12 protein-coding genes, 1 other RNA gene and 1 pseudogene are annotated in these 11362 nt (G+C 60.9%); 10 read left to right on the forward strand and 4 right to left on the reverse strand.

Annotated features, from left to right (window positions below; translation table 11 throughout):
• Positions 1-33 precede the first annotated feature (33 nt).
• Both smpB and ssrA read left to right on the forward strand, forming a co-directional pair.
• Positions 34-519: an SsrA-binding protein SmpB gene (smpB, locus tag J2T57_RS15655; RefSeq protein WP_253480528.1), complete on the forward strand. Its 486-nt coding sequence runs from the start codon at positions 34-36 to the stop codon at positions 517-519.
• Between the two features lie 141 nt (positions 520-660).
• Positions 661-1026: a transfer-messenger RNA gene (gene ssrA, locus J2T57_RS15660) on the forward strand.
• A gap of 301 nt (positions 1027-1327) precedes the next feature.
• Here ssrA and J2T57_RS15665 read toward each other — a convergent pair.
• Positions 1328-2137 (reverse strand): dioxygenase family protein, encoded by an 810-nt coding sequence (locus tag J2T57_RS15665; protein WP_253480531.1) that lies wholly within the window; start codon positions 2135-2137, stop codon positions 1328-1330.
• A gap of 61 nt (positions 2138-2198) precedes the next feature.
• Positions 2199-2651 (reverse strand): DoxX family protein, encoded by a 453-nt coding sequence (locus J2T57_RS15670; protein ID WP_253480596.1) that lies wholly within the window; start codon positions 2649-2651, stop codon positions 2199-2201.
• A gap of 120 nt (positions 2652-2771) precedes the next feature.
• On the opposite strand from J2T57_RS15670, the gene J2T57_RS15675 reads away from it, so the two are divergent.
• The 8 genes from J2T57_RS15675 (at position 2772) to J2T57_RS15710 (ending at position 9546) form a co-directional block, all read left to right on the forward strand.
• On the forward strand, positions 2772-3653 hold the full coding sequence (locus J2T57_RS15675; protein WP_253480534.1) for a LysR family transcriptional regulator: 882 nt from the start codon (positions 2772-2774) through the stop codon (positions 3651-3653).
• A 184-nt stretch (positions 3654-3837) separates the two neighbouring features.
• On the forward strand, positions 3838-4017 hold the full coding sequence (locus J2T57_RS15680) for a CsbD family protein (protein WP_253480536.1): 180 nt from the start codon (positions 3838-3840) through the stop codon (positions 4015-4017).
• On the forward strand, positions 4014-4421 hold the full coding sequence (locus J2T57_RS15685; RefSeq protein WP_253480539.1) for a PRC-barrel domain-containing protein: 408 nt from the start codon (positions 4014-4016) through the stop codon (positions 4419-4421). The genes J2T57_RS15680 and J2T57_RS15685 overlap by 4 nt, the downstream gene beginning before the upstream one ends.
• Before the next feature lie 118 nt (positions 4422-4539).
• The gene (locus tag J2T57_RS15690) at positions 4540-6222 is read left to right on the forward strand and encodes an OpgD/OpgG family glucan biosynthesis protein (protein ID WP_253480542.1); all 1683 of its coding nucleotides are present in this window, start codon (positions 4540-4542) and stop codon (positions 6220-6222) included.
• A complete protein-coding gene (gene mdoH, locus J2T57_RS15695; RefSeq protein WP_253480545.1) occupies positions 6209-8308 on the forward strand; it encodes a glucans biosynthesis glucosyltransferase MdoH in 2100 nt (699 codons plus the stop codon). The genes J2T57_RS15690 and mdoH overlap by 14 nt, the downstream gene beginning before the upstream one ends.
• Before the next feature lie 39 nt (positions 8309-8347).
• Positions 8348-8548, forward strand: a complete 201-nt coding sequence (locus tag J2T57_RS15700) for a hypothetical protein (RefSeq protein ID WP_253480548.1) — start codon at positions 8348-8350, stop codon at positions 8546-8548.
• 30 nt (positions 8549-8578) lie between these two features.
• Positions 8579-8752, forward strand: a complete 174-nt coding sequence (locus J2T57_RS15705) for a YqaE/Pmp3 family membrane protein (RefSeq protein WP_253480551.1) — start codon at positions 8579-8581, stop codon at positions 8750-8752.
• 200 nt (positions 8753-8952) lie between these two features.
• Positions 8953-9546 (forward strand): histidine phosphatase family protein, encoded by a 594-nt coding sequence (locus tag J2T57_RS15710; RefSeq protein WP_253480554.1) that lies wholly within the window; start codon positions 8953-8955, stop codon positions 9544-9546.
• Between the two features lie 27 nt (positions 9547-9573).
• Here J2T57_RS15710 and J2T57_RS15715 read toward each other — a convergent pair whose 3' ends face one another.
• Together J2T57_RS15715 and J2T57_RS15720 are read right to left on the reverse strand one after the other, a co-directional pair.
• Positions 9574-9921 carry a P-II family nitrogen regulator gene (locus J2T57_RS15715; protein ID WP_253480557.1) on the reverse strand — a complete coding sequence of 116 codons (348 nt, stop codon included), beginning with the start codon at positions 9919-9921 and terminating at the stop codon, positions 9574-9576.
• A gap of 129 nt (positions 9922-10050) precedes the next feature.
• Positions 10051-11166 (reverse strand): annotated as a pseudogene (locus tag J2T57_RS15720) (potassium/proton antiporter); the annotation flags it as partial.
• Between the last annotated feature and the right edge of the window lie 196 nt (positions 11167-11362).

Below are 11362 nucleotides of genomic sequence, written 5' to 3' on the forward strand. Positions count from 1 at the left end.
GAGCACTGGCTGCAGACAGCGGGCACCGCTACAATGCGCGCCGTGAGCAAAAAGAAACCGAAAATCGCGGACAACGTCATCGCCGTCAACAAGAAGGCGCGGTTCGAGTACGCCATCGAAGACACCCTGGAAGCTGGCCTGGTGCTCGAAGGCTGGGAGGTCAAGAGCCTGCGCTCCGGACGGCTGAACCTGCAGGAAGGCTATGTGCTGCTGAAAGGCGGCGAAGCCTACCTGTTCGGCGCCGGTATTCCGCCCCTGCCCTCTGCCTCCACCCATGTGCAGGCAGAGCCGATCCGCACGCGCAAACTACTGTTGCACGGCAAGGAGATCGCGCGCCTGCTGGGCGCGGTGCAGCGTGACGGCTATTCCGTGGTGCCACTGCAGATGCACTGGAAACGCGGCCGTGCCAAGGTGCTGATCGGTATCGGCAAGGGCAAGAAGAAATTCGACAAGCGCGAGGACAAGAAGCAACAGGACTGGCAGCGCCAGAAGGAACGCCTGCTCAAGCACAACGTCTGACCGATCGCCGCAACTCGGGATGCCTCGCACCCGTACGGTGCGTTAGGCCGAAGGCGGTAACGCACCAAAAACGAACACCGAAATGTTGAAACCGACAGACAGAACCCCCACATATCAGTTAAGCTGAGTGGTACCTGAATCGGGGGCGACATGGTCTCGACGCAGGTCGCAAAGCCTTAGGTGCATGCCGAGGATGTCATCTCACCTCGTAAAATAACGATGGCCAACTTAAACATAGTTGCCAACGACGAAAACTACGCACTAGCGGCCTAAATCCCGCTAGCCGTCAACTGGTAGGTGCCTGTGCCTCCTACTTGACGGTCGTAGATCACAGGACCGCAGTGACCGGGTACCGCCTGCACCCGACACTGTTAAATCAATCAGGATAGTTTGCTGCGTTCCCTCGCTCGTGGGGTAGTGGCCGGCGAATGTTAAACACGGGCTAAGCATGTAGATCCGACGGTAGAGCTCCTGCGGACGCGGGTTCGATTCCCGCCGCCTCCACCAATAGCATCGAAGGAACAGGCACCTACGGGTGCCTTTTTCTTTCACCCTCCCACCCAACCATCCATCAGCACTTTCGATCAACCCCGAAAGCCAGCAAGCTGAACCAAAAAAAACCCCAGCGCTCGGGGGGAGAGGCCGGGGCTAATAAAACGACGCGGGGGAAGTAGTCGTCATTTCTGCTGAGGAACAACAGTGCACTTTGAGAGCGCAGACAACGGTAACGCGCTTGCTGGAGTTGATCTGTACGAAGTCGCACACGGTGCCCGGCTCCGCCTGGAGGTTCTCTGCCAAACGCAATTGCCTACTGAACCCTGGCTTCGGTATCACTCCCTGAAGCAGCTCCGAACAGGAAAGCGTCCATCACCAGCACGTCGTAGGTAACGCCCCCGTCGATGACCGTGCTCGGTCTGGGGGATTCGGCAGCGCCTGCGGCTACCAGCAGGGGCAGGAAGTGTTCGGTAGTCGGATGGGCGCGGCGGGCATGCGGGGCGCTCTGCAAGGCCTTGCGCAGGCGGCCATGATCACCTTCGACGACCGCGTCACGAATCCAGCCGGAGAACTCGGTGGCATAAGCGACATCCTCTGCCCCACCGAACACCTCATGGAGATTGTGAGTCAGGCTGCCGGAGCCGATGATCAAGACCCCCTGCCCGGCCAGCGGTGCCAGGGCCTGACCGAGGCGGTAGGCGCCGTCAGCGTCCAGCGAGGTTGGTAGTGACACCTGGAATACCGGCACGTCGGCCTCTGGGTAAAGGTGCAGCAAGGGCACCCAGGCACCGTGGTCCAGGCCGCGCCTGGGGTCAGCGGTAGCGTCCCAGCCGGCGTCGCGCAGCAGTTCCACCGTCTGCGTTGCGAATTCGGGATGTCCGGACACCGGGTAGCGAATCTCGTACAACGCCTTATCGAATCCCCCGAAATCATGAATGGTTTCCGGCAAGACCGACGTGGTCACGCGGGGCTGTGGCGTCATCCAGTGGGGGGAGACCACGAGTGCGGCCTTCGGCCGCGGCAGGTCCCGACCAAGGGCCGCAAGTGCAGGCCCGGCCCGACCCGGCTCGACAGCAAAGGTCGGTGCCCCGTGAGAGACGAACAGACTGGGTAAACGTGTCATGGTCATGCCTCAGGGTGGGCCGGGGCTCTGCGCCCCGGCAAGCATCGGATCACTGGCGCGTTCAGTGCGCACGGACGCGTTGGTCAAGCAGCGAATCGACGGACGCGCGCCCAGCCCCGGTGATGGCCAGTGAGACGGATGCGGCCAGCAGCGCGAGCCCGAATTCATAGCCGCCGTTGCTCATGAACAGTCCATTACCGACATGTACTGCAAGTATCGCAACCAGCATGGTGAACGCCAGCACAACAGCAGCTGGCCGCACCAGCACGCCGAATATCAGGGCAAGACCGCCGAAGAATTCCGCGCTGCCGGCAAGTAGCGCCATCAGCAGCCCGGGCTCCAGGCCAATGGAGGCCATCCACTGCCCGGTTCCGTACAGGCCATGGCCGCCGAACCAGCCGAACAACTTCTGAGCGCCATGGGCGGCAAAGATGATCCCCACCGGGATACGCAACGCCACTGCAGCGATGCCGGCATCAGTATTGAAAAGACGGTGAATCACATTCCTGTTCATGGGGTAGCCCTGCATCTGGTTGAATGGTGTACTCATCCTATTGACCATCTCGTTCAAGATAAACGCTTCCCATTGACACACATTGTCTCTATAAATGGAACAATGGACCGATTCACCCAGATGCAAACATTCGTCGCAGTGGTCGAGGCCGGTAACTTCGTCAAGGTCACCGATTCGCTGGGCCTCTCCAAGGCTGCCGTGTCGCGCCACGTGGGCAACCTGGAGGCACGGCTGGGCGTGCGCCTCTTGCATCGCACAACGCGCCGGCTGGCGCTGACCGAGGAAGGCGAGGTCTTTTACGCACGCTGCAAGCAACTGCTGAGCGAGCTTGAGGAGTCCGAGGCCGAGGTCAGCTCGCGCAGCGGTCATGCGCAGGGACAGGTGAGAATCAATGCCCCGGTGACCTTCGGCAACTTGCATCTGGCCGAACTCTGGGGCGCTTTCCGGGAGCGGCATCCACAGATCACGCTGGACGTCACCCTGTCCGACCGCGTCGTCGACTTGGTTGAGGAAGGTTACGACCTGGCAGTGCGCATCGCGCAACTGTCGAGTTCGACGTTGATCAGCCGCAAACTGTCGTCCACCCGGATGGTGTTGTGTGCATCGCCCGAGTATCTGACACGCCAAGGCAAGCCCACGCACCCCTCGGACCTCGCGCACCATGCCGTGTGGGCGTACAGCTATTTCGCGCCGGGTGACGAGTGGCCGTTTGACGGGCCGGAAGGGCCAGTCACGGCACGCATCCGCCCGGTGGTGCGCACCAACAGCGGCGACACCTGCCGCGTCGGGGCGCTGCAGCACCAGGCCATCGTTCTGCAGCCTAGCTTTATCGTCGGGCCGGACCTGGATGCCGGCAGGCTGGTCGAGGTGATGCCGGACTACCGCTCCATCGAACTGGGCGTCTATGCCCTCTACCCCACCCGCAAGCATGTATCGCCCAAGGTCCGGTTACTCATCGACTTTTTGGTGACGGCGTTCACGACACCCCGCTGGCCGGCGTAACTCGCTGCGCTGTCCGACCTTCTCACGATTGACGATTCTCCATTTGGCGACAGTCAGCCACGCCGTTGTGTGGTGATCCGAACAGAACCACGGTACCCGAACGCAGATGCTGTCCTCCGGGCGACATTGATGGGAATCCCACCCCTGCAACGCCCCCAACCCCTAATCAATTGGAGTTCAAGTCATGAACAAAGACCAGGTAAAAGGCCGGACGGAGTCGGCGAAAGGCAAGGTCAAGGAAGTCACAGGCAAGACAGTCGGTAACAAGGAGCTCGAAGGCAAAGGCAAGGCAGAGCAAGTCCGTGGCAAGGTTCAGTCGAGCTACGGCGACTTCAAGAAGGACGTCAAGAGGACAACCAAATGAGCTACATCACGCCGGACAACAGCAAGGCCAGAATGTCATCCCATGACCACCATGCGGCCCTACTCAGCGCCAACTCTCTGGAAGGCGACGACATCGTGAATCGCCAGGACGAGAAGCTTGGCAACGTCAAGGAGATCATGCTCGATACCGGCTCCGGCAAGGTGGCCTATGTGGTGCTATCAGCCGGCGGGGTTCTGGGTATCGGTGATCGCCTCTTCGCAATCCCCTGGAATGCATTGTCGCTGGACACCGCGAACCACCGGTTTGTCCTGGACGCCGACGCCGAGCGCATCAAGAATGCACCCGGTTTCGACAAGGACCACTGGCCAGACATGGCCGATCAATCCTGGGTTGATAGCGTGAACAGCTATTACGGCGCGAGCTCCGACGTCCCACGTCGCTGAACAAGCGTGCCGGCATCGCGCATCCATGCCGGCGACACGGCATGGATGCAGGGGTGCAACGCAAGGCCCTGCCCTCCCCGTTTCTGCACGCACTCCAGGCATTCGTGCAACTCACCCCATGACAGCAGACCAGGAAATGAACGCGTCCCGCGCAGGTGAATCCATACCCGACCGTCGCAGTGGCAGGCTGAGCCGCACTTTCGGCTCAAGGTCGGCCGCCGCCCGGACATCGGTGGTATTCATGGTAGTAGCGCTCTTTGTCAGCGCTCTGACGCAGCCCCAGGCATCTGCTTCATCGCCGTCGCACTTGCACGCCCCGCTTGCGGAATTGGAGAGCCACGACGTTCTCGACGCCATCGAGGCCCGCGCCAGGGCTCTCGCGGAAGAACCCTACCGGCCGAGCGATCATACGTTACCCGAACAGCTCGCCAGCCTGAGCTATGAGCAGTATCGGGCTATCCAGTTTCGCCGGAATCGCGCGGTGTGGCGCAACGAATCGCTGTTCGAAATCCAGTTATTCCATCCCGGATTCCTCTACACGGAACCGGTGAGCCTGCATGTTTTACAGCCAGGAGATGAGAGCCGTATCGCGTTCGATCGGCGGTATTTCCGCTACGTGCCGCCGGTGGATGGGCTCACCGGTGATCTTCCAGACGACCTCGGCTTTGCGGGATTCCGGGTGCATTACCCGCTCTCGGGTGAACGTAAGACGGAGTTCCTGGTATTTCTTGGCGCCTCGTACTTCCGCCTTATCGGGCCCGGTCAGGTATACGGTATCTCGGCGCGCGGGCTGGCGATCGACACCGCGACACAAACCGGAGAAGAGTTTCCGGCATTCCGGGAGTTCTGGCTGGTCAAGCCCCAGGCCGAGCAGAACCATTTCGTAATCTACGCCCTCCTCGATAGCCCCTCCGTGGCCGGGGCCTACCGTTTCGAGATAACGCCTGGCCCACCCACGGAGATACTGGTAGAAGCGCGCCTGATTGCGCGAAACGATGTCGAAAAGCTCGGCATTGCGCCGCTCACCAGCATGTACCACCACGGCGATACCACCGTCCGTCACGTGGATGACTTCCGCCCACAGGTCCATGATTCCGACGGATTACTGATGGCCGCATCCAATGGCGAATGGATCTGGCGGCCACTGAGCAATCACCGCCACCTGCGGGTGTCGTCGCTGACCGATGAGAACCCCCGCGGTTTCGGGCTACTCCAACGGGACCGTGCGTTCGAGCACTACATGGATATGGAGGCCCGCTATGACTTGCGCCCAAGCCTGTGGGTCACACCGCAGGGAGACTGGGGCAAAGGTCGGGTGGAACTGGTAGAGATCCCCACCGACAGCGAGATCCACGACAACATCGTCGCCTACTGGGTCCCGGAGCAGGCCTTCAAGGTCGGCGACAATCGCCGGTTCAGCTACCGATTGCGCAGTTTTGACCAGCAGCTGCCGGAGGCCACTTCGGGGCATGTCGTGCGCACTGGCATCGGCTGGGGCGCTGTCCCCGGGCAGAACAATCCGCCATCGCGCAGCAAACGACGCTTTGTCGTGGATTTCCAGGGCGGACCGCTGGCTTCATTGAGTGATGAAGCCAAGCTGGAAGCCGAGCTGCAACACGGTTCCGGCGAGGTTACGGACCTCTTGGTGACGCCATTGCCGGACGGTCAGACCTGGCGTGTTTCATTCAGGCTGGCACCCGAGGGCGACCAGTTGGTGGACATGCGGCTTTCTCTGCGGCTGCGCGGGCAGCGCCTGACCGAAGTCTGGAGCTATGTGTGGTATCCCGATGCGCTCCAGTGAAACGCAGATCCAATCCAGCGCGGCTGGGCTGCATGCCCCCGAAACCGCGGCACCTATCCGGATCCCGGGGAAGGGGCTGCGGCCCGCACTCATTATCGGCCTGGCCACGATCACGACCCTGAGCGGCGTCTGGATGATGTTCAACATCCTGGCGGCGAACGGGTTCAGGGCGTTTGACGCCATGCTGCTTTTGCTGTTCGCGGTGTCATTCTGCTGGATCAGCATTGCATTCTGGACGTCGGCCGCAGGATTCCTTTTGCAACTCCTGCGCCGCGACCCACTGACGCTGCAGCGAACGGAGTCCGGGCGTCACCGCGACTCGCGCATCGTCACTCGCACCGCCGTAGTCATGCCGGTCTACAACGAAGAAACCCGTCGGATGGTGGCGGGTTTCGAAGCCACCCTGCGCTCGCTGGAGGCCACGGGTGAGGCAGCACATTTCGACTTCTACATGCTCAGCGACACCACGGACCCGCAGATCGCCCAGAGCGAACTGGATGCATGGCAACACTTGCTGGCACGCCTGGGCCCGGCTGGCGAACGCGTGTTCTATCGCCGAAGGCCTGAAAACTCCGCACGCAAGGTAGGCAACCTGGCAGATTTCTGTACGCGCTGGGGCCGCAACTACGAACACATGATCGTCCTGGACGCTGACAGCGTGATGAGCGGCGATTGCCTGCTGCAACTGGTCAGAGCGATGCAAGCCAACCCCCGTGCCGGCTTGATCCAGACCGTGCCGATCCCCGTGCAGCAAACCACATTCTTCGGCCGATTCGTTCAATTCGCAGCTGGGCTTTATAGCCCCATGCTCGCCACCGGCCTGAGCTTCTGGCAGACGGATACGGCCAATTACTGGGGACACAACGCAATCCTTCGCGTCCGTGCATTCATCGATTGCTGCGGCCTGCCCACCCTGCCCGGCAAGGCGCCATTCGGTGGAGAAATCCTCAGCCACGACTTCGTGGAGGCCGCCTTGCTGCGGCGAGCCGGCTGGGAGGCCTATCTGCTGGCAGACCTGGAAGGCAGCTACGAAGAAGTACCGTGCAATCTCATCGATTTCGCCAAGCGCGATCGCCGCTGGGTGCAGGGCAATATCCAGCACCTGGGTTTGCTGGGTATTGCAGGCCTTAACGGGACCAGCCGCTTGCACTTCCTGTTCGGTGCGCTTGCTTACATGGCGTCGCTCATCTGGTTTGCGATGCTGGTACTCAGCACGGTGGATGCGCTGTCACGCGCGATTCAGGGTGATGTCTATTTTCCCGCCACGCACCAGCTGTTTCCGGATTGGCCGGTGGTGAGAACCGAACTGATCGTCATGCTGATACAACTCACCATCGCCATGCTGCTGTTGCCAAAGGTCATGGGTATTACCATCGCGATCATTCAGAGACGGCCGGAATTCGGCGGCACGTGGGCAATCGTCAAGGGCGGCCTTGCCGAGTTACTGTTTGCCATCGTCATCGCCCCCATCATGATGGCGTTCCACGCCTTCTTCGTCGTTTCCGTGTTGCTGGGCTTTGGTGTGAACTGGGAGACACAGGAGCGAGCGGGCCGTCTGCTCTCCTGGAAGGAAACATTGACACGGACATGGCGCATTGCGCTCACAGCACTCGCCTGGGGCGCTCTGACCTTTCACTACACACCGGTCATTTTCTGGTGGTTGACCCCCGCACTATTCGGCCTGGTACTGGCGGCCCCCATCGCTCGCTATTCCAGCAGCCCACAGCTGGGTGCCGGCATGCGCCGTATTGGGGTTTTCCTTTGTCCCAGTGAAGTGCGTACAGATCCGGTGCTGCAATGTCTCCAGAAACTACTGACCGTTGCACCGGTGCAGTCCCCAGTTCAAGCGCTACCCCCTGCGCTTCCGGCTGAAATCCCATCCGAGATGAAGCCTCAGGACTTCAACCACAAGCCCATTGCAAGCGGTCTCGTGGACAAGTCCGGGCCCGAGGTGTGGCCTCCCGCATGGACGCGCCAGCCGCGCACCTCCAGGCATCACTCCAACACAACCGACGTGCGCGATGCGTTGGCTGGAGTACATACAGCCGCGGCAGATCCGCGCAATCTGAATTCAGGCCGGAACTGAAAGCGGTCGCACCGAAAGCCCACCACGGAGTAACGCGCGATGTACGAAAATCACACGAAGTCCACCACCACGTCGGAGCATGCACCGCGGGGCAAGAGCGGTAGTCATGCAAGCGTTCAACAGACTGAACCGAAATTTGCTCGTCAGGCGTTCACCTGGCGGAACCTGCAGCCGTGGCAGACTGCCGGGCTCGTCGTTGCCGCTGTAATCGTGATCGGCCTGATACTGGCCTATCTCTAGCCGAGTGATCCCGACTGACGGAGAGTCCTCATGGCCATTACCGCCACAGATCCGATAAAGATCATACTTGCCATCTTTCTACCGCCAGTCGGTGTGTTCATGGAGGTCGGACTCACGGGCCACTTCTGGTTGAGCATCCTGCTGACCTTCCTCGGCTTTATCCCCGGCATCATCCATGCTCTCTACGTGATTCTTAAACACTAGTAACCCGTTACGGAAGTTCGGCACGTTCCTGCGCCCCCAGTTCCCACCATTCCACACGCAGCCATTATCAATATAATGGCCCACTCGCCGCGGACAGAGCGATCTGACTCGGCAAGCTGAAATGGGAAACTGGGGCTGATCCCGCGATGATTTCACGCATGCTACTGGGGGTTTTGCTCGCACTGGGTCTTGCGACTGCCATGGGATCAGACCTACGGGCGGTCACTCCCGATGATTCGGAGGGCGCTGCGCTGGTAGATCGGCTACGCGACGGTGGCTTGGTCCTCTATTTCCGGCATGCTGATACCACCGACATGGCTTGCGATTCCACCTACCGGATCGGGGAGCGAGACGGGCAGCGGAACATATCGCCCCATGGAGAAGAGCAGTCGCGGGGCATCGGCGCCACCATGGCTGATCTGGGCATCCCCCTGGCAGACCCCATTCTCGCGGGACCGGTTTACCGGGCCAGGGACACTGCGGAGCTGGCTTTTGGCGCCGAGCGTGTCGAGATCGTGGACGGATTACTGGCCGATGATTACGCCGGCGGGCGCCTGCGTTGGGTGCTGGATGAACATCGGCGGCTGATGAATCAACAGCCGCTTTCCGGGTTGAATCAGGTGCTCGTGGGGCACCGGACCCCGGCAATCATGGTGCTGGGCCCGGCAGTCGGAGGCAGGATATTTCCCGAGGGCGCCGCGCTGGTGCTTCAACCACAAGACGGGACACTACCCGAGATCCTTGGAATTCTCCTGTTTGCGCCCTATGCCGGCGACGGATTCCACCGGTGCTGAGCGTGGTTTGGCGCAAGATCAACTCAGTCACTTCAACGGATGTTCCTTCAAGAGCTCCTTGATGTGCTCGGTGAGCCCAACCGCGCGGGACACATCGAGTTCCAGCACGATGCCGGTGTCAACGCTTTCATCGAGCCCCCCTGCCTTGCAGACAGCGTCCAGTACTGCGCTTGCCCTGGGTTGCTCGACCAGCATGAGGAGGATTTGGCGAGGCGACAGGACCTCCAGGCCAAAAAGACCAAACTGGCGGGCCTTGCCCTGCCCCACGGCATTGGGAATCACTGTGGCGCCGGTGGCGCCCGCGCTCCGTGCCGCATCGAGAACTCGATCAGCTTTCTCGTCTTCGACGAAAACCAGTATCAGCTTGTAGTCCATGACACTCTCCCGCTCCACGCAACGCCACTACGTTCATTGACAAAATCACTTCCGGCGATATCCGGAACGCAATCGCTGCAGAAAGCTCGGTAATCGAGCGACATACTTGCGTCCGGACACGGCAGAAGGCCCGCTTTTCCTGAACGCCAGGCCAACCTCCGTGATCGTTGCCCCACGATGCACGCCACAAACCACGAGGTCCAACGGCCCAACGGAAACCCGGTCACCTACGACCGCCTGGCTGCCCAACACGGCCCGCATATATTCGTGGATCGTCTGGCTATCGGAAACGTCGGCCGGTAGCTCCACATCATAGACGGACTTGAGGTCGGCAAGGGTCGACTCCGGATCCAGTCTTAGCTCACCAAAGAACTGCTTGTCGTCACCGTCGGAGTGCGGCTTTTCCGCGAAGACGCGGTCCAGGAGGCTGGCGTATTCCGGCGGCACGAATAGATACACGTAGTCCCCTGCCCTGATGTCGCCCGACTGCGCGTAATTGAAGGTCACTCCGTCCCGGGCAACCAGCGAAGGGCGAGCCCACTGGGGCAGTTGAGAGCCAGACAACACGGGACTGTCCTCCATCACCCGGTACACAACCAGTTCCTGACTCGGGCTGCCCGGCAACTCGAGTTCCACTCGCTCTACTGGACCGGTCTGCGGTGGCACAATCAGCTTGAGCCGCCTTGCGGCGGGGCGAATCGTCCAGCCCTGCACCAGCAGGGACGTGAGTACCATGATGAATGCTACGTTAAGGTAGATCTCCGCCCCCTCGATGCCGCTGACGGCCGGCAGTATGCCCAGCAGGATTGATACAGCCCCGCGCAGGCCCACCCAGGACGTGAACACGACCGTTCGCCGCTCGTAGCGGAACGGCAACAAACAGAGCCAGACTGCCACCGGCCGCCCGATAACGATCAGGAACAGCCCCAATGCGATCGCCGGGAAGGCCACCGGAATGAACTGGGATGGCGTAGCGATTAGCCCAAGCACAAGGAACATGACGATCTGGGCAAGCCATGTCATACCATTCTGGTAGCGACGCAGCCTCGAGGCGCCGCGCATGTTCCGATTACCCGCGACCACCCCAGCCACATAGACGGCGAGAAATCCGCTACCGCCCAGATATCCCGTGATCGCAAACACACACAAGGTGGCCGACATGACCACGATGGGATATAGGGCTTCCTCTAGCTCGATGCGATTGACCACCTCGACGATCAGCAGGCCGGCGATCAGCCCGATCACGGTAACCGTCCGGTGATTACCTCCTTCCCTGCCTGATTTGTGTTCGGGATGATCGTGTCCACTTATTAGTAAGTGGGCACTTGTGGAGTGTCCACGAGGAGGTGAGGTGGACACTTCAGTCGATGAGACCGAGCGTGCGGTTGGCCAGCGCCGCCGATTCAGCCGGGAGTACAAGCGGCAGATGGCTGAGGAGACG

Source organism: Natronocella acetinitrilica (assembly GCF_024170285.1).
In the GTDB taxonomy this organism is placed as follows: domain Bacteria; phylum Pseudomonadota; class Gammaproteobacteria; order Nitrococcales; family Aquisalimonadaceae; genus Natronocella; species Natronocella acetinitrilica.

What these genes read in the sequence shown, in the direction of transcription:
- J2T57_RS15700 (WP_253480548.1), top strand. Translation starts at nt 8,348, where the DNA reads ATGTACGAAAATCACACGAAGTCCACCACCACGTCGGAGCATGCACCG.
- J2T57_RS15690 (WP_253480542.1), top strand. Translation starts at nt 4,540, where the DNA reads ATGACAGCAGACCAGGAAATGAACGCGTCCCGCGCAGGTGAATCCATA.
- J2T57_RS15675 (WP_253480534.1), top strand. Translation starts at nt 2,772, where the DNA reads ATGCAAACATTCGTCGCAGTGGTCGAGGCCGGTAACTTCGTCAAGGTC.
- J2T57_RS15705 (WP_253480551.1), top strand. Translation starts at nt 8,579, where the DNA reads ATGGCCATTACCGCCACAGATCCGATAAAGATCATACTTGCCATCTTT.
- J2T57_RS15665 (WP_253480531.1), bottom strand. Translation starts at nt 2,137, where the DNA reads ATGACACGTTTACCCAGTCTGTTCGTCTCTCACGGGGCACCGACCTTT.
- J2T57_RS15685 (WP_253480539.1), top strand. Translation starts at nt 4,014, where the DNA reads ATGAGCTACATCACGCCGGACAACAGCAAGGCCAGAATGTCATCCCAT.
- smpB (WP_253480528.1), top strand. Translation starts at nt 34, where the DNA reads ATGCGCGCCGTGAGCAAAAAGAAACCGAAAATCGCGGACAACGTCATC.
- J2T57_RS15670 (WP_253480596.1), bottom strand. Translation starts at nt 2,651, where the DNA reads ATGAACAGGAATGTGATTCACCGTCTTTTCAATACTGATGCCGGCATC.
- mdoH (WP_253480545.1), top strand. Translation starts at nt 6,209, where the DNA reads ATGCGCTCCAGTGAAACGCAGATCCAATCCAGCGCGGCTGGGCTGCAT.
- J2T57_RS15710 (WP_253480554.1), top strand. Translation starts at nt 8,953, where the DNA reads ATGGGATCAGACCTACGGGCGGTCACTCCCGATGATTCGGAGGGCGCT.
- J2T57_RS15680 (WP_253480536.1), top strand. Translation starts at nt 3,838, where the DNA reads ATGAACAAAGACCAGGTAAAAGGCCGGACGGAGTCGGCGAAAGGCAAG.
- J2T57_RS15715 (WP_253480557.1), bottom strand. Translation starts at nt 9,921, where the DNA reads ATGGACTACAAGCTGATACTGGTTTTCGTCGAAGACGAGAAAGCTGAT.